Source organism: Micromonospora sp. CA-248212, assembly GCF_050948405.1.
In the GTDB taxonomy this organism is placed as follows: Bacteria; Actinomycetota; Actinomycetes; order Mycobacteriales; family Micromonosporaceae; genus Micromonospora.
Map to the genome: position 1 here is coordinate 4,180,227 of NZ_CP192023.1, position 21,785 is coordinate 4,202,011.

Annotated in this window: 16 protein-coding genes; 9 read left to right on the plus strand and 7 right to left on the minus strand. The window is 73.8% G+C overall.

What is annotated here, in order from left to right:
- The first annotated feature begins 9 nt into the window (after window positions 1–9).
- The 9 genes from ACQP03_RS19940 to ACQP03_RS19980 are packed head-to-tail and all read left to right on the plus strand — an operon-like array spanning window position 10 to window position 9,664.
- Complete coding sequence (locus ACQP03_RS19940) at window positions 10–1,398, plus strand: MFS transporter (protein ID WP_357125645.1); 1,389 nt, start codon at window positions 10–12, stop codon at window positions 1,396–1,398.
- Complete coding sequence (locus tag ACQP03_RS19945) at window positions 1,395–1,625, plus strand: acyl carrier protein (RefSeq protein ID WP_355048096.1); 231 nt, start codon at window positions 1,395–1,397, stop codon at window positions 1,623–1,625. Before ACQP03_RS19940 ends, ACQP03_RS19945 begins: the two co-directional genes overlap by 4 nt.
- The gene (locus ACQP03_RS19950; RefSeq protein WP_433457909.1) at window positions 1,622–3,340 is read left to right on the plus strand and encodes a hypothetical protein; all 1,719 of its coding nucleotides are present in this window, start codon (window positions 1,622–1,624) and stop codon (window positions 3,338–3,340) included. Before ACQP03_RS19945 ends, ACQP03_RS19950 begins: the two co-directional genes overlap by 4 nt.
- A complete protein-coding gene (locus tag ACQP03_RS19955) occupies window positions 3,337–4,365 on the plus strand; it encodes a 3-oxoacyl-ACP synthase III family protein (RefSeq protein ID WP_357125637.1) in 1,029 nt (342 codons plus the stop codon). The genes ACQP03_RS19950 and ACQP03_RS19955 overlap by 4 nt, the downstream gene beginning before the upstream one ends.
- A gap of 38 nt (window positions 4,366–4,403) precedes the next feature.
- On the plus strand, window positions 4,404–6,287 hold the full coding sequence (locus ACQP03_RS19960) for an HAD-IIIC family phosphatase (RefSeq protein ID WP_357169250.1): 1,884 nt from the start codon (window positions 4,404–4,406) through the stop codon (window positions 6,285–6,287).
- Window positions 6,280–6,528: an acyl carrier protein gene (locus ACQP03_RS19965; RefSeq protein WP_357125631.1), complete on the plus strand. Its 249-nt coding sequence runs from the start codon at window positions 6,280–6,282 to the stop codon at window positions 6,526–6,528. Before ACQP03_RS19960 ends, ACQP03_RS19965 begins: the two co-directional genes overlap by 8 nt.
- Window positions 6,525–7,463, plus strand: coding sequence for a thiamine pyrophosphate-dependent dehydrogenase E1 component subunit alpha (locus tag ACQP03_RS19970; RefSeq protein ID WP_357397990.1), 939 nt, complete (start codon window positions 6,525–6,527; stop codon window positions 7,461–7,463). Before ACQP03_RS19965 ends, ACQP03_RS19970 begins: the two co-directional genes overlap by 4 nt.
- The gene (locus tag ACQP03_RS19975; protein WP_357125625.1) at window positions 7,456–8,469 is read left to right on the plus strand and encodes an alpha-ketoacid dehydrogenase subunit beta; all 1,014 of its coding nucleotides are present in this window, start codon (window positions 7,456–7,458) and stop codon (window positions 8,467–8,469) included. The genes ACQP03_RS19970 and ACQP03_RS19975 overlap by 8 nt, the downstream gene beginning before the upstream one ends.
- Window positions 8,462–9,664, plus strand: a complete 1,203-nt coding sequence (locus ACQP03_RS19980; RefSeq protein WP_433457913.1) for a 2-oxo acid dehydrogenase subunit E2 — start codon at window positions 8,462–8,464, stop codon at window positions 9,662–9,664. The genes ACQP03_RS19975 and ACQP03_RS19980 overlap by 8 nt, the downstream gene beginning before the upstream one ends.
- Window positions 9,665–9,672: 8 nt before the next feature.
- Here the strand turns inward: ACQP03_RS19980 and ACQP03_RS19985 are convergent, their stop codons facing one another.
- The 7 genes from ACQP03_RS19985 to ACQP03_RS20015 all read right to left on the minus strand — a co-directional run bounded on the left by ACQP03_RS19985 (window position 9,673) and on the right by ACQP03_RS20015 (window position 21,488).
- Window positions 9,673–10,143, minus strand: coding sequence for an Rv0361 family membrane protein (locus tag ACQP03_RS19985; RefSeq protein WP_357125619.1), 471 nt, complete (start codon window positions 10,141–10,143; stop codon window positions 9,673–9,675).
- Window positions 10,144–10,224: 81 nt separating this feature from the next.
- Window positions 10,225–11,451, minus strand: coding sequence for an MFS transporter (locus ACQP03_RS19990; protein WP_433457916.1), 1,227 nt, complete (start codon window positions 11,449–11,451; stop codon window positions 10,225–10,227).
- 78 nt (window positions 11,452–11,529) lie between these two features.
- Entirely contained in the window at window positions 11,530–12,009 is a 480-nt protein-coding gene (locus tag ACQP03_RS19995) for a hypothetical protein (protein WP_357169235.1), read from the minus strand.
- 432 nt (window positions 12,010–12,441) lie between these two features.
- Window positions 12,442–12,633: an MbtH family protein gene (locus tag ACQP03_RS20000; RefSeq protein WP_355048249.1), complete on the minus strand. Its 192-nt coding sequence runs from the start codon at window positions 12,631–12,633 to the stop codon at window positions 12,442–12,444.
- Entirely contained in the window at window positions 12,626–15,715 is a 3,090-nt protein-coding gene (locus ACQP03_RS20005; RefSeq protein WP_433457918.1) for a type I polyketide synthase, read from the minus strand. The genes ACQP03_RS20000 and ACQP03_RS20005 overlap by 8 nt, the downstream gene beginning before the upstream one ends.
- The gene (locus ACQP03_RS20010; protein ID WP_433457920.1) at window positions 15,712–18,999 is read right to left on the minus strand and encodes an amino acid adenylation domain-containing protein; all 3,288 of its coding nucleotides are present in this window, start codon (window positions 18,997–18,999) and stop codon (window positions 15,712–15,714) included. The genes ACQP03_RS20005 and ACQP03_RS20010 overlap by 4 nt, the downstream gene beginning before the upstream one ends.
- On the minus strand, window positions 18,996–21,488 hold the full coding sequence (locus tag ACQP03_RS20015; protein WP_433457922.1) for a non-ribosomal peptide synthetase: 2,493 nt from the start codon (window positions 21,486–21,488) through the stop codon (window positions 18,996–18,998). Before ACQP03_RS20015 ends, ACQP03_RS20010 begins: the two co-directional genes overlap by 4 nt.
- Window positions 21,489–21,785 lie beyond the last annotated feature (297 nt).

Sequence of the window (21,785 nt, forward strand, 5' to 3'; positions counted from 1 at the left end):
GAGACCCCCATGGCGTTCCGACGCCCGTCCCGGTTCGCCGGGTTCACCACGATCTGGTTCGGCCAGCTGCTGTCGGCGCTCGGCACCCGGATGACGAACTTCGCCCTGAGCATCTGGGTGTGGGACGCCACCGGCCGGGCCTTCGACCTGACCATGCTGATGGCGTTCGCGTTCGGCGCGACAGTCATCTTCAGCCCGATCGCCGGCGCGCTGGTCGACCGGTGGGGCCGACGACTGACCATCGTGCTCAGTGACATCGGCTCGGCGCTCACCACCGCCGTCGTGCTGCTGTTGTTCCTCAGCGGCTCGGTCGAGGTGTGGCACCTCTACCTGGTCAACCTGGTGACCGGGGCGTTCCTCGCGTTCCAGCTCCCCGCGTACCAGGCGACCATCACGGTGATGATGGAGAAGGGCCAGTACCCGAGGGCCAACGCGATGATGTTCGCGGTCCGGACCATTCCGGTGATCTTCGCTCCCGGCTTCGCCGCCGCCCTGCTGGGCTTCATGGACATCAAGGTCATCCTGCTCGTCGACGCGCTCTCCTACGTGGTGGCGATCGGGGCGGTGCTGCTGGTGCAGCTCCCACCCCGGCCCCGCTCGACCCAGCCGGACGAGGGCGGCTTCTGGTACGACACGATCTACGGCTTCCGCTACATCCTGGCCAGCCGGGCGTTCACCGGGCTGGAGGCGATCATGTTCGCCATCAACGTGCTCGCGGCCGTCGGCTTCGCCCTGCTGGTGCCGCAGATCCTGGCCCGCACCGACAGCAGCACCAACGCGGTCGGTCTGGTGCAGACCATCGGCGCGGTGGGCGGCGTGGCCGGCGCGCTCCTGCTCGGGCTTTTGCCCAACACCCGCCACAAGATCCGCCGGATGCTCGTCGCCATCCTGGTCTTCAGCGTCCTCGGCCGGATCGTCTACGGCGTCGGGGACAGCATCATCGTCTGGTCCGTCGCCCTGCTCTTCCTGCACCTGTCCATCCCCTTCATCGACGGGTACGCCCAGTCGGTGTGGCAGGAGAAGGTCGAGCCGTCCCACCAGGGCCGGGTCTTCGCCGCCCGCCAGTTCATCGAGGACCTGGCGTACCCCGGCGGCACCGCCCTGGCCGGTATCGCCGCGGACCGCTGGTTTGAGCCGATGATGCGCGAGGGTGGCCCCGGCGTGCCGTACTTCGGGTGGCTGGTCGGCAGCGGACCGGGCGCCGGAATGGGCCTGATCTTCGTGATCGTCGGCCTGTTCGGCATCGGCGTGGCAGCCGCCGGGTTCGCCTCGCCGAGCATCCGCCGGATGGAGACCGACCTGCCCGACTACGACGAGCCGACCGACCCGCCGGCCCCGCTGCCCTCGCCGACCGGCACCGATGAGCTGACCGACGACCGCGCGGTGGTGGCGAAGTGACGCTGACCGAGGTGGTGGCCGGGGTCCTGGAGGTCGACCCGGCCGAGGTGACCGACGAGTCCGGGCCGGAGACCATCGGCACCTGGACCAGCCTGCGCCACCTGCAACTGGTGGTGACCCTGGAGGAGGTCTACGGGCTCTCCTTCGCCTTCGACGAGATCCGCGACGTGCGCAGCGTCGGCGAACTGCGGACGGTGCTGCGCGCCAAGGGCACGGAGACGCGATGAGCACCGTCCTGTTCACCCGACGCGCCCGCTGGCAGGCGCTCAGCCGCCGGCGGCCGGCCCCGACGCTGCGCGTCGCCCTGCTGGCCAGCTACACGGCGGACCCGCTGGTGCCGTACCTGGGCCTGGACCTGCACGAGCGCGGCCTTTCCGCCACGCTCACCGTCGGCCCGTTCCAGCAGGTCGTGCAGCAGTGCCTGGCCACCGACGGCTTCCTCGCCGAGGTCCGGCCGGACGTGCTGGTGGTGGCGCAACGCCTTGAGGAAGCGGGCGAACCCGGCGCGGGCGGCGACGCCTGGGCGACGGAGCTGCTGGCCGGGGCCGAGGCGGCCGTCACCGCCGCACGTCGGCACGGCGCCCTGCTGGTGTACGTGCTGCCGGCGATCCCCGCGGCCCGCCCGTCCGGGCCGGCCGACGCGATGCACGCCGACGGGGTGGCCGCCAGCGCCACCGTCGTACGGCAACGCCTGCGCGACCGGCTGGCCGGCGACCCGTGGGTGCTGCTCGTCGACGCCGACGAGGCGGTACGCGCCGTCGGCGACGAGCGGGCGCACCACCCGGTGCTGTTCCGCCTCGCCAAGGTGCCGTACACCGAGGAGGTCTTCGCCCGGCTCGGGGCGACCGCCGCCACGCTGGTGGCGTCCTGGTTCGGCACGGGCTGCCGGGCGCTGGTCGTCGACGGCGACGGGCTGACCGGCGCGGCGCACCTGCTGCCGGCGCTGCGCGAACTGCGCGCCGCCGGCGTACGGGTGGCGCTGCGGGCCACCGGCGACGGGTGCTGGTCGGACGGCGATGCCGTCGACCTGCTGGGCGTGCTCGACGGCTGGGTCACCGACGACCGGCCGATCGGCGCACAGCTCGCCGAGATCGCCGAGGCGCTGGACGTGGCACCGGCGCAGCTCGTCCTGGCCGGCGTCGACGCGGCCCAGCTCAAGCCGCCCAGTGCTGGGCCGCCCAGTGCAGGGCCGCCCAGCGAAGGGCCGACCAGCGAGCGGTCGACCAGCGAAAGGCCGACCAGCGAAAGGCCGACCAGCGAAAGGCCGACCGGCGATGAGCCGACCGGCGACGGGCCGGCGGTCGAGGGGCCGCCGCGGCGCGTGCTGCTCGGGGCCGACCCGACGGCGTGGCCGGACGAGCTGCGGGCGGCGCGGTTGACCGACCGGCTGCCGGAGCGACGGTGGATGGGCGGCGGGACCGGACCCCTCGCCGCGCCCGCCGAACTGTCCCTGGACGACTTCGTGGCCGGCCTGGACGTTCAGGTCGACTACCGGCCCGTCGTCGCGGACGGCGTCGGCGAGGTCGCCGAGGTGGTGGCCCGCGCGCACGACTTCGCCCTCGCCCCGGCCCCACCGGCCGCCGCGTTGGCCCAGCGGGCCGCCGATCTCGTGGCCATCCGGGTCCGCGACCGGCTGGGCGACTACGGCACCTCGGGCCTCGTCGCGCTGGACCGCGGCGCCGACCGCTGGACCGTCGACGTCTTCTCGCTCTCCTGTCCCGTGCTGGGCAAGGGCGTCGAGGCGGCCGTGCTGCGGGAGGTGACCCGCCGGGCCGGCGCGGCCGGCGCGGACGAGGTGGTCGTCCGGTGGACCGACACGGGCCGCAACGGCACCGCCCGGCGCTTCCTGTCCGAGGTGGACAATCTCGCGCCCGCCGATCCACGGGTCCGGCTACGCGCCATCCACGCGAGCGACGACCGGAGCACGGGGGTACGGCCATGAGCGCGCCGCCGGTCGGCGTCGGGGTGGCCGCCCTGGCCCACGTCCTCGGCGAGCCGGTCGACGTGGCGGCGGCCGCGGCCGCGTACACCAAGGATCTTGATCGTCTGCGGTCCTGGGAGTACCGGACCTTCCACCGGGCCGGTCCCACCGTCGGGGTGACCGACCTGGCGGTGGTGGCCGGCGGCACGGCCCTGGACCGGGCCGGGCTGTCCGCCGCCGACGTGGACCTCGTGGTGCTGGCCATCCCCGACCTGGCCGAATACCTCTACTGGGACCCGGCCGCGCACACCCAGGCCCGCCTCGGCGCGCACCGGGCCGAGGCGGTGCTGCTCAACCAGGCGTGCGGCGGCGGGGTGGCCGCGTTCGACACGGTGGCCGGGCGGTTCGCCACCCATCCCGACTACCGGACGGCGCTGGTGATCGGCGCGAACCGGGTGTGCGAGCCCTACTGGAACCGGATGGAGGTGAACACCAGCGTCTTCTCCGACGGCGCGGCGGCGGCCGTGCTGGTCCGTGACCACGACCGGTGCCGCTGGCTGGCCACCGAGACCATCACCGACGGCCGGTACGCGGGCTTCATGCGGATGCCCGTCGGCGGCGCCGCCCAGCCGTTCACCCCGGACGCCGGCACCCCCCGCGTCGGTGACCCGGCGGACCGGCTCAACGAGTTCTTCGCCGGGGACGTACGGCGGATGTTCCGGTTCGTCGCGACCATCCGGGAGCGCAACCGGCAGGTGGTCCAGGCGGCCTGCGACCGGGCCGGCGTCACGCTCGCCGACGTCCGCCGCTTCGTGCACTTCCACGACAACGCCCGGCAGTTCGCCGAGCTGGCCAAGGACCTCGGCGTGGAGCTGGAACGCACGAACGTCGAGCTGGCCCTCGCGCACGGTCACATCGGCTGCGCCGACCAACTCATCAGCCTGGAGCGCCACCTCGACAGCGGCGAGGTGGCCACCGGCGACCTGGTCGCCCTGACCAGCACCGGCAGCGGCATGCACTGGGTCTGCACCCTGCTGCGGGTCTGACCGGCCGCCGCACCCACCCACGGGAAGGAACACCGAACATGAGAGTCGAGGAGGTCCTGCACCGGATCCGCCGGCTGCGCCGACCAGGCGCGGCCGCCGACCCGGAGCTGGCGCCCGGCCTGGTCCACCTGGACGACGCGGCGGTCACCGCCGTCGCGTCCGCCGGTCGGCTGCTCGCCGACGTACCCGTCGAGAAGCTGGCCAGCCCCGACTTCCCGCTGCGCCCGCTGCGGGTCGCGGTCACCGGCACGTTCACGCCCGGCACGCTGGAACCGCTGCTGCGGGTGGCGCTGCTGCGGATCGGCATCGCCGCCGAGATCCACGTCTCCGGCTTCGACCAGCTCGTGCTCGACCTCAGCGACCCCGGCTCGGCACTCGCCGAGTTCCGGCCGGACGTCACGCTCTGCCTGCTGCACGACGGCTGGTTCCTGCCCGCCGAGTGGGACCCCGGCGACCTGGCCGGCCTCGCCGACGTGCTGCGCGAACGGGCCGGCGTGCTCACCGCCGCGCTGCGCGGGTACGCCACCCGCACCGACGGCGCGGTGCTGCTGCACACCGTGCCGCTGTCGCCGTTGGAACACCGCAGTCTGGTCAGCTTCCGGGGGCGGGCCGAGCTGGGCCTCCTCTGGCGGGAGCTGAACGCCCAGCTCCTGGAGCTGGGTGGACGGGACACGACGTACACCCTGGACCTGGAAGCGCTGCTGGTGGACCACGACGGTCCGGTGCGCGACGAGCGCCTGTACCGGTTCGCCAGCATGGCGTGGACGCCCACCGTGGAACGCCGGTACGCCCACGAGGCGGCCACCTTCTGCCGGGCGGCCCTCGGCCGGACGGCCAAGGTGCTCGTGCTGGACCTGGACAACACGCTCTGGGCGGGCGTGCTCGGCGACGACGGGCTCACCGGCATCCGACTCGGCGCCGACTACCCGGGCAACTGCCACCGGGACGTGCAACGTCGCGCCCTGGCGCTGCGCCGGCAGGGCGTGCTGCTCGCGGTGTGCAGCAAGAACGACCCGGACCTGGTGACCGAGGCGTTCGCGCAACATCCGGACCTGCTGCTGCGCGCCGACGACTTCGTCGCGCAGGCGGTCAACTGGGGGCGCAAGGACGAGAACCTGCGCCAGCTCGCCACCAGCCTCAACCTGGGCCTGGACGCCGTCGTGTTCGCCGACGACAGCCCGTTCGAGTGCGAGCTGGTACGCCACGAGCTGCCGAGCGTACGGGTGGTGGAGCTGGCCGGCGACCCGGCCGGCTTCTCCACGCGGCTGCTCACCGAGGGGCACTTCACCGTACTGTCCACCGGCGCAACCGACCGGGAACGCACCGAGCTGTACCGGGCCCGCGCCGGGCGGGAGCGGTTCGCCGCCACGTTCGACTCCGCGGCCGACTACCTGCACGAGCTGAAGTTGCGGGTCAGCGTCCGGGACGTCGACGCGCACAGCCTGCCCCGGGTCGCGCAGCTCGGGCTACGCACCAACCAGTTCACGATGGCCGAACGGGCGCACACCGAGGCGCAGACCCGGGCCCGCGCCGACTCCCCCGACCACCTGGTGCTCACCGTCGAGGTGGCCGACCGGTTCGGCGCGGAAGGGCTGGTCGGCGGCCTGTGGCTGGACCGGACCGATCCGGACGCCTGGGTGATCGAGAACTTCGTGCTGAGCTGCCGGGTGTTCTCCCGGGGCGTTGAGCAGGCGGCCCTGCACCGGGTGACGGAGCTGGCCCGCTCGGCCGGCGCGACCCGGCTGGAGGCGCTGTTCCGGCCCACCGCCCGCAACAAGCCCGGCGGGGCCGTCTGGCCGTCCGCCGGCTTCACCGTGGCCTCCGTCGAGGACGGCACCACCCGGCACGTGCTGCCACTGCACCCCCCGCCCCGGCTGCTGCCGGCGTGGATCGCCCTGGAGGAGGGAGACATCCGTGCCTGACCTGTTCACCACCGTCGCGGGCCTCATCGAGCAGGTCGCGGACGTACCGGCCGAGGAGATCACGCCCGACGTCCGGTTCGCGTCGTTGGCCCACTGGACCAGCCTGGAGGCGCTGCGGCTGCTCTCCGCGCTGGAGGACGACCTCGGCGTACGCCTGGACCTGCGGGCGTACCTGGCGGTGACCGCCGTCGGCGAGCTGGTCGACCTGGTCGCCGCCGAGCGGGACGGGGTCGTCCGGTGACCGCCACCCGCACCGAGGTGGCGCCCACCGCGCCGACCCGGCTCACCGACGCCGACCTGGACCTGCTGCTGCTCATCCGGCACTTCGAGCTGGCGCTGCTGGACATGTTCGGCCGGGGCGAGCTGCACGGCACCACGCACACCTGCCTGGGCCAGGAGTACGTGCCGGTGGCGCTGCGCCCGCTGCTCGACGACGACGACTTCGTGTTCAGCAACCACCGGGGCCACGGCCACTACCTGGCCCGGTTCGACGACCCGCACGGCCTGCTCGCCGAGGTGATGGGCCGCGACGGCGCGGTGTGCCACGGTGTCGGCGGCAGCCAGCACATCCTGCGCGAGCGCTACCTGTCGACCGGGGTGCAGGGCGAGAGCGCGCCGGTGGCCGCCGGGGTCGCGCTGCACCTCAAGCGCACCGAACCCGGCCGCCTGGCGCTGGTCTACCTGGGCGACGGCACGTGGGGCGAGGGCGCCGTCTACGAGGCGCTGAACATGGCCGCGCTGTGGGGCCTGCCGCTGGTGCTGGTCGTAGAGAACAACGGCATCGCCCAGTCCACGCCGACGACCGCGCAGCTCGCCGGCAGCATCGGCGGCCGGGCGCGGGCCTTCGGGGTGGACCACCTCCGGATCACCTCCACCGACACCGAGGTCGTCCGCGCCGCGCTGACACCGGCGCTGCGCCGGGTCCGCGAGCGGTCCACGCCGTACGTGGTGGAGCTGCTCACCCACCGGGTGGGGCCGCACAGCAAGGGGGACGACAGCCGTCGCCCCGAGGAGATCGCGCACGCGCGGGCGCACGACTGGTACGCGCGTTACGCGCGGGCGTACCCGGAGGAGTTCGACGCGCGCGACGAACGCCAACGGGCGTACGTGGCCCAGGTCGTCGCCGACGTCGCCGGCCGCCCGGCGAGCCGCTGGACGGAGGAGAACCGTGGCTGAGCGGGTGGTGGAGAACCTCAACCAGGCCCTGCACGCGCTGCTGGCCGACGACCCCACGCTGAGCGTGCTCGGCGAGGACCTCGTCGACCCGTACGGCGGGGCGTTCAAGGTGACCCGGGGACTGTCGGCGCGCTGGCCGGATCGGGTGCTGTCCACCCCGCTGAGCGAGGGCGGGATCGTCGGCGTGGCCGGTGGGCTGGCCCTGGCCGGGCAGAGCGCGATCGTCGAGATCATGTTCAGTGACTTCGTGGCGCTGGCGTTCGACCAGATCCTCAACTTCGCCAGCAAGTCCACCGCCATGTACGGCCGGCGGGTGCCGATGCGGCTCGTGGTGCGCTGCCCCAGCGGTGGCAACCGCGGGTACGGCCCGACGCACAGCCAGAGCCCGCTGAAGCACTTCATCGGCATCCCCGGCCTGAGCGTGCACGAGGTGTCGCCCTTCCACGACAACCGGGCGGTGCTCGCCGGGATGCTCGCCTCCGGCCGGCCGGGACTGCTCTTCGAGGACAAGGTCCTCTACACCACCCGCATGTACGCCGACGGCGTCGTGGACGAGCTGTTCCGCTACGACCTGATCGGCCCGGACGCCGACGTCGCCCGGGTTCGGGTGGACGAGGAGGAGCAGGCCGACTGCGTGCTTGTCGTACCCGGCGGGTTGGCCGCCCGGGCCGTGTCGGTGGCCCGGGAGCTGCTGCTGCGCGACGACGTCGTCTGCCAGGTGCTGGTGCCCTCGCGGCTCTGGCCGCTGGACACCGACGCCCTGCTGCCGCCGATCGCGCGGGCCGGACGGGTCGTGGTGGCCGAGGAGAGCACCGCCGGCGGCACCTGGGGCGCGGAACTGGCGCAGGTCGTGCACCGGCGGCTCTGGGGATCGCTGCGCGCGCCGGTACGTCTCGTGCACTCCGCGGACAGCGTCATCCCGACCGCCGCGCACCTCGAACGCACCGTGCTGGTGCAGGACGCCGACATCCACCAGGCCGTGAAGGAGGTCGTCAGTGGTGACTGACCTGGTCGTCCCCAAGCTCAACAACAACGACACGACGTACGTCCTGCTCGACTGGCTGGCCGAGGACGGCGAGCGGATCCGCGCCGGCGAGCCGGTCGCCGAGGTGGAGACGTCCAAGGCGGCCGAGGAGCTGCTCAGCGACGGCGACGGCGTGCTGCACCGGCTCGTCGAGGTCAACCAGGAGTGCGCCCCGGGCGACGTCATCGGGCACGTCTTCGACGACGAGGAGGCGCGGCAGCGGTTCCTCGCCGCAGCGGTCACCGCGGCCGCCCCGACGCCCGACACCCGACCGGGTGGGCCCGTACTCACCGACTCGGCCCGGGAACTCGCCACCGCGCACGGCCTGGGCGACGACGAGTTGCGCGGGCTCGGCAAGGCGGTCGTGCGGCGTACCGACGTGGAACGCCTGCTGGCCGACCGGTCGGCGGCGCCCACGGCCGCGACCGAGCCGGTGGTGGTGGCCGCGGCCGCCGCGCTGGCGGCCGGCGACGGCCCGGAGCCGGACGACCCGCGCCCGGTGCACACGCTCTCCCGCGCCCAGCGCGCGGTGGCCGCCGTGGTCACCGAGTCGCACCGCGAGGTGCCGGCGGCGCTCGCGGTGATCAAGGTACGGGCCGACGCCGCCCTCGCGGTCGCCCGGCAGCTCACCCGCGCCACCCGCACCCTGGTCGGCCTGCCGGAACTGCTGGTCAAGGTGATCGGCGGGCTGCGCGAGGACCACCCGTTGCTGTTCGCCTCCCCCGGCGACGGCAGCAGCGTACGGCTGGCCGAGGCGGCCCACGTCGGCGTCACCATCGACGTCGGGACGGGCCTGTTCATCCCGGTGGTCCGCGACGTCGAGGAGCTGACCTGCGCGGAGATCGCCGAGACGCTGATGGACTTCCGCAGCCGGGCCGGCGGCGAGGGCTTCCGGGCCGGCGAGCTGGCCGGCGGGACCATCGTCGTGTCCCTGCACACCGATCCCGACGTGGTGCTCGCCGGGCCGATCGTCTTTCCCGGTCAGACCTGCGTGGTGGCGATCGGCGGGACCCAGGACGAGCTGGCGCTGGACGCGGACGGTCGGGTGGTGACCCGCCGGTTCGTCAACCTGAGCGCCGTCTACGACCACCGGGTCGTCAACGGACGGGAGGCGGTCGCCTTCCTGCAGGCGGTGAAGGCCGCCCTGGAGTCCCCCGACCACCTCGCCGAGGAGTGACGCGCCGGTCAGCCGAAGAGCTTCTCGTCGCACACCTGCCAGCCGACCTCCGACTCCAGCCGTAGGTCGAGCCGCAAGGTCTGACCGTTCCGGCCGGTCAGTTCGACGGTCACCGAGGCGCTGTTGCCGGCCTCGTTGGTGAAGGCGGCCCGGCCCATGGTGTGCGACACGGGCCGGCCGAGGCGCTGCACCGCCGAGGTGAACGCCGCCAGGTCGGTCCGCTCCCTGATCTCCTGGCACAGGGATTCGTGGGCGGCGGCGTCGTCGTTGCGCTCCAGCCGATGGACGAACTGGTCGGCCGCCGCGCGCGGCTCGTCCACGTCCGGTCCGGCGTACATCCACAGGAGAAAGCCGCCGACCGGCACGGCGAGCGCCGCCAGGCACCCGAAGATGATGGCGCCCGCGACGATCCATCCCGTACGCGAGGCCCTGGGCGGTGGGTCAACCGACGGGGGGTGCGGTGACAGGGCTGGGCGCATGGCGAAAGGCTAATTCCGGCGGGTACCTGACCGACGACGGTACGGCCACGAATCGATCTCGCTGTCCGTGGAGCCCGCCGGTCAGCCGGTCACGCAGGTCTGCCGGTCGTGATCGTTGGCCGCCGAGCAGCGGCGTGGACGGCGTGTCGTGATGCTGAGCCGCCAACGATTACGAGCGGCGGCGGCGGTGGCAAGCACGCACAGCGCGGCGGCGCCGAGCAGGGGTGGACGTCCGCCCAGGTGGACGGCCGCCGAGCCGAGCGGGATCGCCAGGACGAGCGGCCCGAACATCGCGGTGTTGGCCGTCGCGGCGACCCGGCCGAGCAGCGCCGCAGGGGTGTGCGTCTGCACGGCGGTCACCGCCGCGACCACGGTCCACGGCAGTCCGACGCCGACGGTCGCCGCGCCCGCCACCGTGACCGGCCACCAGGGCAGACACCGGGCCAGACAACCCGTCGCGAACAGCACCGTTCCAGCGACCCCGACGGCCACGGGACCCCGTCGGGTGAGGAGCCGACCGACGACGAGTCCGCCCAGGATGGAGCCGGCGCCCTGGGCGCTGGCGAGCACCCCCAGAAAGCTCGTTGGCAGGCGCAGTTCCGTGACGACGATCGCGTAGAGAGCGGCGGTCACGAAGCCGGACATGGCGATCGACACTCCGGCGAGCAGGACCGGAACGCGGATGGTCCGCTGTCCGGCCAGGACTGCCAGTCCGGTACGGAGGCTGTGAGCCCGCCTCGTCGGTCGCCCGGATGGCGGCCGGTTCAGGCGGACCACCAGGTAGAGGAGGGCGACCAGAATCGGCATCACCGCGCTCAGCGCGGCCACCGCGTGCCCGCCCTGCCAGGCGTAGAGGCCCGCGCCGACCAGCGGCGCGACGAGCTTCATGCCCTCCTGGGCGCTGGAGCGCCACCCGTTGACGTCGCCGAGTTCCGCTGCCGACAGCGCGGACGGCAGCAGCGCAGTCTCGCCCGCGTCGATGAGTACGTAGCTGACACCGTAGGCGCACGAGACGGCGAAGACGAGCCAGGTCTGCCCCGGCCCACGGACGGCGAGGAGCGAGAACAGGGCGGCGGCCAGCGCGAGGTTGACGGCGATCACCAGTGGTCGCCGGGACGCCCGGTCGAGTAGGCCGCCGAGCCACGGGCCGGCGAGGACCGGGGCGTACACGCAGAGCCCGGTGAGCGCGGCGACGGCGGTCGAGCCGGTGAGGTCGAGGACCCAGAGGCCGGCCACCAGCGACATGGCGCTGCTGCCGAAGCCGGACAGCATGGAGATCGCCACGAACAGGTAGGCGTTGCGCCGCATTCAACCCTCCAGGTTGAGCCGAGTTCACTCACATCCTGTTGGGTTGAGCCTCGATCAGGCAATGCTGGCAGTGCGGTGTCAATGCAACATTGACAAGGCGGTGTCGAGGGCGTCCGCCACCGTGTGCACCGGCTGCGGCAGTCGGTCGCCCGCCTGGTCGAGGTCGGCGCGCAGATGCAGGGCCAGCGCGTAGAGCGACCCCGGGTCGGCGTCCAGAGCCGCGTCGACCGTGCTCCGCACCAGTGTCGCCCGACGGAAGCGGGAGTCCCACCGCCGGTCCGTCGCGATCCACCGCCCCAACTCGGCCACCGCGGCCCGCAACGCCACAATCCGCGGCGAGTAGCCCCGGTCCAGGTCCTGCCGCCGCGCACGCCGTGCCACGGCCAGGCGCTGCCGGCGCTGCTCGGCCGCCTGCCGGCTGCCGAGGCCCAGGGCCGTCGCGATCTGCGCCCAGGTGACGCCATCGTGGCGGGCCCGGTCGATCAGCTCGGCCTCGCGCTCATCCAGACGGGTACGAGCGGCACGGACCTCAGCCAGACCGGCCAGCGGCGTCGTCACCGTGTCAACATTACATTGACAGCTCGACGTTGCGAGGGTGCGGCAGTGCAGGGCTCAGGCGAGTCGCGGTCTGCGATCTGCGGTCCCGGCCGGACAGCTGCCTGTTGCCACGGTTTCCCGGCGGGCGGGGTGGCCCCCACTATCCGACGACGCTGTCGAGCTGCCCCATCTCTGGGATGGCCGAACGCTGGCGAGCTGCCCCACCCACAGGACGACCGAACGCTGGCCGGCTGCCCTACTTCTGGTACCACATGGGGCTGTGGGGCTGCCCCACTTCTGGGGCAGCTCGACAGGCAGCACGGACACTTACCTCCGTCGACCGGGCTCACCGCCCAGGCCGGGCCCAGACCAACGCCGAGACTGAGCCAGCGCTGAGGCCGGGCCAGCGTCGGGCTGGCGGACGGCTTCGCGCGGCGAGGCGGTGACCGGCCGTCAGCTCGCGGCGAGGTGTTCGCGGACGCTGCGGGGGCGCATGTCGGTCCAGGTGCGCGTGACGAAGTCCAGGCACTCCTGGCGGCTGCCGGCGCAGCCCGCGTCGCGCCATCCGTCCGGCGCCTCCCGGTGCCGGGGCCACAGGGCGTACTGCTCCTCGTCGTTGACCACCACGCGGTGTTCGTCAGCCATCAGGGTTGCCTTCCTCGTGTCGGGCCAGGTGCAGCTCACGGGCGAGACTCTCGGGCGAGAGCGCCCGGATCTCCGCGAGCAGGTCGGTGAGGTCCCCGTCCGGTACGGCGGGAGCCGGCCGGGCCAGGTCGGCGACGGTACGCGCCAGCGCGGCGGGGGTGGGTGACTCGAAGATCGCGGCGGGCGGCAGGTCGACGCCGAACGCGTCGCGCAGCCGCGCCACCACCCGGGTGCCGAGCAGCGAGTGGCCGCCCAGCTCGAAGAAGTCGTCGTCGGGACCGACCTCGTCCACCCCGAGCAGGTCCACCCAGATCCGCCGCACCACCTCGTACGGATCGTCGGTTGGCGCGACGGCAGTGTCCGGGGTGGTCGGTGGTGGGGCGGCGGTGACCGGCGCGCTCTCGCCGAGAGTGACCGGACCGGGCCGGTACGCGTCGACCCAGTGCCGCTCGCGGGCGAACGGGTACGTGGGCAGGGGCACCCGCCGTCGTCCGGTGGGCCAGTCGACGGGCGCCCCGGCGAGCCAGAGCCGACCGACGGCCAGCGCGACCGTCTCGTCCTCCCCGGCCGGGGTGCGGTCGGCGGGCAGGCTGGTCAGCACCGTCGTACCGCGGGCCGCCCCGTGCTGACGGACGAGGGTGGCCAGGGTGCGGCCCGGTCCGGCCTCCAGCAGCGCGTACCGCTCGCCCAGCAGCAGTTCGGCGGTGGCGGCGAAGTTGACCGGGCGGCGGAGCTGCCGCACCCAGTAGGCGGGGTCGGTGGCCTCGTCGTCGGTGAGCCAGCGTCCGGTCACGTTCGACACGATCGGCACGGCGGGCGGGCTGAGCGGAACCTCGCGCAGGTGCGCGGCGAAGCCGGCCAGGGCGGGCTCCATCATGGCCGAGTGGAACGCGTGCGAGGTACGCACCTCGCGGCAGGCCACTCCGCGCCCCCGCAGGTCGGCGGCGAACGCGGCGACGGCGGCCGTCGCGCCGGAGACGGTGACGAGGCGCGGCGCGTTGGCGGCGGCCACCTCCACGCCGTCGGGCAGCAGCGCCGTCACCTCGTCGACGCCGAGCGCCACCGACAGCATCGAGCCGGGGCTCTGCGCCTGCATGAGCCGACCGCGTACGGCGACGGTGGCGAGCGCGTCGGGCAGCGTGAAAACGCCGGCCAGGCAGGCGGCCACGTACTCGCCGAGGCTGTGTCCCGCCATCGCGACCGGACGTACGCCACGGTGCCGCAGCAACTCGGCGAGGGCGTACTCGACGGCGAACAGGGCCGGCTGGGTGAGTCGGGTCTCGTCCAGCTCCGGTACGGGCGGGACCGGTTCGCCGGGTGGGCAGAGCAGCGTGCGCAGGTCCACGTCGAGGTGCGGGCGCAGCAGTTCGGCGCAGCGGTCGAAGGCCGCCCGGTAGACCGGCTCGGCGCGGTACAGGGTGCGGCCCATCCCCGCGTACTGCGCGCCCTGGCCGGGGAAGATCAGCGCCACACCGGCCGGCGTACCGGTGGCAACGCCGGTGCGGACCAGCGACGAGCCGTGGTCGGCGAGCCGGGCGGCGGCGGTGCGGGCGTCCGGGGCAACGGCGACCAGGCGGTGACCGAACGCCCGTCGCGTGTGGGCCAGGGTGTACGCGGCGTCGGCCAGCGGCACGTCCGGGTTCGCCTCCAGGTGGGTGGCGAGCTGGCTACGGGCCTCAGCGAGCCCGTCGGCGTCCCGGGCGGAGAGCACCAGCACGTGCGCGGACCGCTCGTCGTCGGGGAGTTGCCGCGCCGGTTCGGCGGCCTGGAGCACGACGTGGGCGTTGGTGCCCCCGATGCCGAAGGAGCTGACCGCCGCGCGGGGCGGTCCGCCCAGGTCGGGCCAGGGCTGCGGCGCGGTGGGCACCCGGAACGGGCCGCCGGCCAGCTCGGGGTGCGGCTCGGTGCAGTACGGGCTGGGTGGTACCACCCGGTGGTGCAGCGCCAACGCGGCCTTGATCAGCCCGGTGACGCCGGCGGCGACGTCGAGGTGACCGACGATCGACTTGACCGAGCCGAGCGCACACCGACCCCCGCCAGCGCCCCGACCCTCAGCGCCCCGACCCCCGACCGCGTGCTGGAACGCCTCGGTCAGGGCGCGTAGCTCGATCTGGTCGCCCAGCTCGGTGCCGGTGCCGTGCGCCTCGACGTAGCCGATGGTGGCGGGGTCGACCTCGGCCACCTCCTGGGCGGCCCGGATCGCGGCCAGCTGACCGTCCACCCCGGGCGCGGTGAACCCGACCTTCACCCGGCCGTCGTTGTTGATGGCGGAGCCCCGGATGACGGCGTACACCGTGTCGCCGTCGTCGCGGGCGTCCGCCAGCCGGCGCAGGACGACCACGGCGGCGCCGTCGCCTCCCACGGTTCCGGTGGCGCGTACGTCGAAGGGCCGGCAGTGCCCGTCGCGGGACATGATGCCGCCGACCTCGTGGCGGTAGCCGGTGCCGGTGGGCAGCAGGATGTGCGCCGCGCCGGCGAGCGCGACGTCGCATTCGCGGGCGAGCAGCGCCTGCGCGGCGAGGTGTACGGCGACGAGCGACGACGAGCAGGCCGTCTGCACGGCCACGGCGGGTCCCCGCAGGTCCAGGTGGTACGCCACCCGGGTGGGCAGCGAGTCCTTGTCGTTGGCGAGCATCAGCTCGTACTCGGAGACCGAGTCGAGCCGTGGATTGCGGAACAGGTGGTGCAGGAGGTAGCCGCTGGCCGCCGCGGCGGCGTACACGCCGACCAGCCGGTCGGGGTCCCCGGCGAGGTGACCGGCGCGTTCCAGGGCGGTCCAGGCCGTTTGGAGGAAGAGCCGCTGTTGCGGGTCGAGCAGCCGTGCGTCGCGGGGCGAGTAGCCGAAGAAGCCGGCGTCGAAGCGGTCGACGTCCGGCAGCGCGCCGTGCGCCGGCACGTGGTCGGGGTGCCGCCGCTCCTGTTCGCTCAGCCCGTTGGCGGCCAACTCCGCGTCCGTGAACCGGGTGATGGTCTCCTGTCCGGCGAGGACCCGACGCCACAGTTCGTCGACGTCGGCCGCGCCCGGAAAGCGGCCGGCCATCCCGACGATGGCGATCTCCAGTCCGGTCTCCTGCTCGCTCACGCTCGTCCCTCCCCCGCCGGCACCGGGCGGGCCCGGCGGGCCCGGTCGGCCAGCGCCTGCTTGCGTTCGTCCCGTCGGCGGCCGCCGGTCGGCGTCGCCGTGGGCGCGGACCCGCCGTCGAGGAAGCGGGCCAGCTGCGCGACGGTCGGGTAGCGGAACAGCTCCACCGCCGGAACCGGTCGGCCCAGCCGGTCGGCGAGGCGGGTCTGCACCCGTGCCAGCAGCAGGGACGTGCCCCCGAGGTCGAAGAAGTTGTCGTCCGCACCGACGTCGTCCAGCCCGAGCACCTGTCGCCAGGTGTCGGCGATGGCCCGTTCGACGGCCCCGTCGGGCGCCACGTACGCGGCGCCGAGATCGGCGCGGGCCACGGCGGGGGCCGGCAGGCGGGACGCGTCGAGTTTGCCGCTGGACGTGAACGGCAGGTCGGGCACCACCACGAACGCGCTCGGCACGAGGTAGCGGGGCAGCCGCCGGAGCAGGCTCTGGCGTAGCTCGTCCACCGCCAACCCGTCGCCCACGAGGTAGCCGACGAGTCGTCGGCCACCGGGCGAGTCGGTCCGCACCACGGCGGCGGCGCGGCGTACGCCCGGGTGCTGCCGCAGGTGGGCTTCCACCTCACCCAGCTCGATCCGGAAACCGTTGATCTTGACTTGGTTGTCCGCCCGGCCGAGGAAGACGAGTTGTCCGTCGGCACGCCAGCGGACCAGGTCACCGGTGGCGTACATGCGCGCCCCCGGCGTCGGCGCGTACGGGTCGGGCAGGAAGCGTCCGGCCGTGAGCGCGGCGTCGCCGTGGTAGCCGCGGGCCACGCCGAGGCCGCCGAGATGCAGCTCGCCGGGCACCCCGGGCGGTACCGGCCGCAGCTCGGTGTCGAGGACGTAGGCGCGTACCCCGGTCAGCGGGCGACCGATCGGCAGCTCGCTGTCGGTGGGCGCGCAGTGGGCGGCCGTGGCGGTGACGGTGGCCTCGGTGGGGCCGTACCCGTTGATCAGGAGCCGGCCGCGCGACCAGGCGGCGGCGACGTCCGGCGCGCAGGGTTCCCCACCCACGGTGAGTACCCGCAGGTCGGGCAGGGCGGTGGGGTCCAACGCGTCGAGGACCACCGGCGGCAGGTCGGCGACCGTGACGCGGTGCCGGACGAGCGCGGCGGCCAGGTCGGGGCCGGGTGTGCGCTCGTCCGGGCCGAGCAGGCGCAGGGTCGCGCCGACGGTGAGCGTGGTGACCACGTCGGACAGCGCGACGTCGAACCCGATCGAGTGGAACTGCAGGACCCGGTCGCCGGCCTGGACGCCGACCAGCCGGGCCTGCGCCTCGGCGAGGTTGGCCAGCCCCCGGTGGGTGCCGATGACGCCCTTCGGCAGCCCGGTCGAACCGGACGTGTAGATCAGGTAGGCGGCGGCGTCGGGGTGGACGGCCGCCGGGAGCGTGGCGTCGACGGCCGGCGGTTGCTCGTCGAGGCGCAGCAGCGGCACGTCGGTGGTCGGCAGCGCCAACTGCGCGTCGGCGGTGGTGACCACCAGCGCGGCGACCGAGTCGGCGAGCAGGTGCGCCAGCCGGGCCGCCGGTAGCTGCGGGTCCAGGGGCAGGTACATCCCACCCGATCGGAGTACGGCCAAGAAGGTGACCACCCAGTCGGGGCCGGCGGGCAGGCAGACGCCGACGGTCGTCTCGTCCCGCACACCCCGGGCGGCGAAGGTCCGGGCCAGGCGGTCGGCCCGGGCGTCCAGGTCCCGGTAGGTGACAGCCTGATCGCGGTACGCCACCGCCACCGCGTCCGGGTTCGTCCTCGCCTGGCGGGCGACCAGTTCGCCCAGGCTCGGCTGCTCGGGTGACGCGGGCGCGGCGGCGGCCCAGCGGTCGACCAGGTCCCGACCGGCGGCCGGGTCGAGCAGCGGCAGCCGGTCGACCGGGGTGTCCGGGGCGGCGAGCGCGGCCATGAGCAGGGTGTCGAGCTGGTCGGCGAGCGCGCGGGCGGTGGACTCGTCGAAGAGTCTCATCCGGTACTCGATCCGCCCGTCGATTCGCCCCTCGTGTGCGACGACGGTCAACGTCAGGTCGAACATGGACGTACCGGTGTGCGTCTCGCCGCTGGTCAGCACGGTCACCCCGGGCAACGTCAGCCGCTGTTCCCAGCCGTCCTCGACGGCGAACATGACCTGAGCGAGGGGATGACGGCCGGGATCGCGGACCGGGCGCAGCTCCTGCACCAGGGCGTCGAAGGGCACCGGATCGGTCAGCGCGGTCAGCGCCGAGTCGCGGAGCCGGTCCAGCAGCGCGGCGAACGTCAGTCCACCGTCGACCCGACTGCGCAGCACCAGCGTGTTGACGAAGAAACCGACGGCGGTCTCGCTGTCGATCGTCTGACGGTTGGCCACCGGCGTGGCGATGAGCAGGTCCGACTGCTGGCTGCGCCGGTGCAGCAACGCCGCCCAGGCCGCCGCGAAGATCATGTACGGGGTCGCGCCGGTGCGTCGTTGCGCCTCGGCCACCCGGTCGGCCAACGCGGGAGGCCAGGAGAATTCGATCTCGTGGCCGGCGTCCTCCAGCTCCACCGGACGGGGCCGGTCGGTGGGCAGGTCGAGACCGGGCGGCGCGCCGGCCAGCGCGTCACGCCACCAGTCGAGCCGCCGGGCCAGCTCGGTCGGGCCGAGCAGCCGGTCCTGGGCCAGCGCCGCCGGCACGTCCCGGGGGACCGTCGGCAACGCCACGGCACGGCCGTCCCGCAGGGCCGCGTACGCCGCCGACAACTCCTCGAAGAGCAGACCCATGCTCCAGCCGTCGCAGACCACGTGGTGCAGGGTGAGCAGCAGCGAGAAGTCATCCGGGCCGGTGCGGCACAGGGTGGCGCGCACCAGTGGCCCCCGGGACAGGTCGAACGGGCGTACCGCCTCGGCGGCGGCGTACCCGTCGATCCGCTCCGGCGCGACGTCCACCACCGTGAGCGGCAGACCGGTCGCCGGCAGGACCAGCTGGTACGACTGGCCGTCCAGCGGCACGAAGACCGTGCGCAGCGCCTCGTGCCGCGCCACGATCTCGTCGAGCGCGCCGCGTAACGCGGCCACGTCCAGGTCACCGCGCAGGTCCACCCGGTACGGCACGTGGTAGGCGGGGCTGTCCGGTCGGAGCTGGGCCAGCAGGAGCATCCACTCCTGGGCGGCGGTGAGCGGGTGGATGCCGTACCGGTCGCCGTCCGCGCGGATCGCCGCGAGGAACGTCCGCCGCCGCTCGGGTGGCAGGGCCTCCACGCGCTGGCGCAACTGGGCGGGGGTGAGCGCGCCGATCATCGGGCGGCGTCCTGTTCGAGCTGGTCGAGCAGGCCCGCGAGATCGGCGGGGGGCGGCCCGTCCAGCACGACCGGCGCGACCGGATCGGCGGACTCGGCGGGCGTGCCACCGATCTCGTCCAACGCGGCGGCCAGCGCGGCAACCGTCGGGTGGTCGAAGATCAGCCGCAACGGCACCTCCGCGCCGATCGCGGCGGCGAGCCGGGAGCGGACCCGGGTCGCCTTGAGGGACCGTCCACCCAGGTCGAAGAAGTCGTCGGCGCGGCGGCGCACCGGCACGCCGAGGACGTCCTGCCAGATCTCGGTCACCGCCCGCTCGGTGGGCGTACGGGGAGCGTCGTCGTCGGCTGCCGGGGTGGCGTCGGGGGCGGGCAGCGCCGCGACGTCCACCTTGCCGTTGCGGTTGAGCGGCAGCCGGGGCAGCACCACGAACACGGCCGGCACCAGGTGGTCGGGCAGTTGCTCGCGGGCCCGTTCCCGGATCGCCTCGACGCCCACTTCCTCGTCGGGCACGACGTACGCGACCAGCCGGGCGTCACCGGCGGCGTCGCGATCGGCGCGCACGATCGCGTCGCGAACCAGCCCGCCGCGGCGCAGCGCCTCGGTCACCTCCCCCGGCTCGACCCGGTACCCACGAATCTTCACCTGGTGGTCGGACCGGCCGACGAACTCGATCAACCCGTCCGGGCGCTGCCGGACCACGTCCCCGGTGCGGTAGAGCCGGCCCCCGGCGCGGGGGCCGAACGGGTCGGGCACGAACGTCTCGGCCGTCGCGTCGGGGCGGCCGAGGTAGCCTCGGGCCACCCCGTCGCCGCCGATGCACAGCTCGCCCAGCACGCCGGGCGGTACCGGTCGCAGGAGACGGTCCAGCACGTACACCCGGGTGTTGGCGATCGGACCGCCGATCGGCACGACCGGGTCCGCGGCGGTGAGCCGGGCGCAGTCGTACGTGGTGCTGTAGGTGGTCGCCTCGGTCGGGCCGTACCCGTTGACGAGCGTCGTGTCCGGGCACGCCGCCCGCAGCCGCTCCACGGCGGTCCGGTCGGCCTGTTCGCCACCGAAGGTCAGGTAGCGCAGCGCGGCCAGGGCGTCCGGCGCCTCGGTCGCCACCTGCCGGGCCACGGAGGTGGCCAGGAACATCATCGTCACGCCGGTGTCGCGCAGCCGGGCGCGGAGCCGGTCCGGCACGATCACGTCGTTGATGTCCAGGTCCGCGAGGCAGGCGCCGTTGAGCAGCGCGCCCCAGACCTCCAGCGTGGCCGCGTCGAACGACATCGTGGCGGCCTGCCCCATCACGTCGTCGGGGCGCACGTCGATGAAGGTGGTGTCGCGGACCAGCCGGACGATGTTGCGGTGGCTGACGCCGGTGCCCTTGGGGCGGCCGGTGGATCCCGACGTGTACATGACGTACGCGAGTTGGTCGGGGTGAACCGTCACCGCCGGGGGCTGGGCCGGGCCGTCGTCGGTCGGCAGGCGGTCCACAGCGATCCGGGGCGTGCCGTCGTCGGGAAGCCGGTCGGCCAGCGCGGCGGCGTGCAGGATGACGCCCGGCGCGGCGTCCTGGCACATCAGCGCCAGCCGCTCCGGCGGGTAACCCGGGTCCAGCGGCAGGTACGCGGCGCCCACCTTGAGCGTCGCCAGGGCGGCGACCACCCAGGTCGTGGTGTCGGCGAGGCAGATCCCGACGATCGTCTCGGCGCCGATGCCGCGCCGGAGCAGACGCCCGGCCAGGTGGTTGGCGCGCCGGTCCACCTCGCGGTAGTCGAGCCTCTGGTTGTCGTCGCGCAGCGCGGGCGCGTCCGGGGTTCGCCGGGCCCACTCGGCGAACAGCGCGGGCACCGACGACTCGCGCGGATAGGCGGTGTCGGTGGCGTTCCAGTCACGCACCACCCGCCGTTCGGTCGCCGGGTCGAGCAGCGGTAGGTCGGACAGCCGCGCCCCGGGGCGTTCCCGCGCCCGGTCGAGCAGGACGGCAAGGGCCGCCGCGATCGACGCGACGTGCGGGTGTCCGGCCACCGTGGCCGTCGGCCGTTCGTCGGCGTCGTCGATCAGCAGCCGCAACACACCACGATTACCGGGCGGCGGTTGATCGGAGCCAATCGATACCACCGGCCGATAGCCGAGAGGAGTTTCGGGCAATTCCCTGTCATGCGCCCGGGCTTCACGTAGCGCCGTTCGGACCAGGTCCCGCAGCTCGGTCCAGGTGGGATCCTCGGGCAGCCGAACCCGGACCGGCAGCCAGCGTCCACCGTCGGTCGGGGCGGCCGGCGTCGCGGCGAGCAGATCCCGACCACCGACCCAGCGGTGCAGCAGCGCGAACAGGCCGGCCAACACGCTGACCTGCGGCTCGACCTCCTCGCCCAGGTCAACTCGGGCGTCGCCGGGCGGGTCTGCCGTCGGCGGGAAGGGCAGGTCCGGCGGGTCCGGGAGGGCGGCGAGCTGCCGCTCCCAGAAGGCGGAAAGGACAGGAAGAATTGTCTGTTCGGTCATCGGATCTCAGCTCCGATCGGCGGGTGACACGCAATGACCGAGAGTCTGGCCCGCGCCCGTGCCAGTTGCTTGTACGGACAGTTCGGGTGCCGTTGCGGCGACCTGAGGGAAACCTGAGCGCGGCTTTATGCCGATAGCGCATTGCAGTCAGTAAGTACACCGACTCTTTTGGTTATGGCGATGCCGCTCGATGAAGGCAATGATCGTGCCGGGGGGAAGCCACGCCGGGTGACGACTCGCAGGGCCCGGTTGTCTCTTCGCTCGCCTGAGCCTCCACGAGAGAACACAGGAGCGGTG

Bases quoted from the DNA above. Each gene is read 5' to 3' on its own strand.
- ACQP03_RS19955 (WP_357125637.1), top strand. From the start codon at position 3,337: ATGAGCGCGCCGCCGGTCGGCGTCGGGGTGGCCGCCCTGGCCCACGTC.
- ACQP03_RS19985 (WP_357125619.1), bottom strand. From the start codon at position 10,143: ATGCGCCCAGCCCTGTCACCGCACCCCCCGTCGGTTGACCCACCGCCC.
- ACQP03_RS19960 (WP_357169250.1), top strand. From the start codon at position 4,404: ATGAGAGTCGAGGAGGTCCTGCACCGGATCCGCCGGCTGCGCCGACCA.
- ACQP03_RS20015 (WP_433457922.1), bottom strand. From the start codon at position 21,488: ATGACCGAACAGACAATTCTTCCTGTCCTTTCCGCCTTCTGGGAGCGG.
- ACQP03_RS19940 (WP_357125645.1), top strand. From the start codon at position 10: ATGGCGTTCCGACGCCCGTCCCGGTTCGCCGGGTTCACCACGATCTGG.
- ACQP03_RS19950 (WP_433457909.1), top strand. From the start codon at position 1,622: ATGAGCACCGTCCTGTTCACCCGACGCGCCCGCTGGCAGGCGCTCAGC.
- ACQP03_RS20000 (WP_355048249.1), bottom strand. From the start codon at position 12,633: ATGGCTGACGAACACCGCGTGGTGGTCAACGACGAGGAGCAGTACGCC.
- ACQP03_RS20010 (WP_433457920.1), bottom strand. From the start codon at position 18,999: ATGATCGGCGCGCTCACCCCCGCCCAGTTGCGCCAGCGCGTGGAGGCC.
- ACQP03_RS19990 (WP_433457916.1), bottom strand. From the start codon at position 11,451: ATGCGGCGCAACGCCTACCTGTTCGTGGCGATCTCCATGCTGTCCGGC.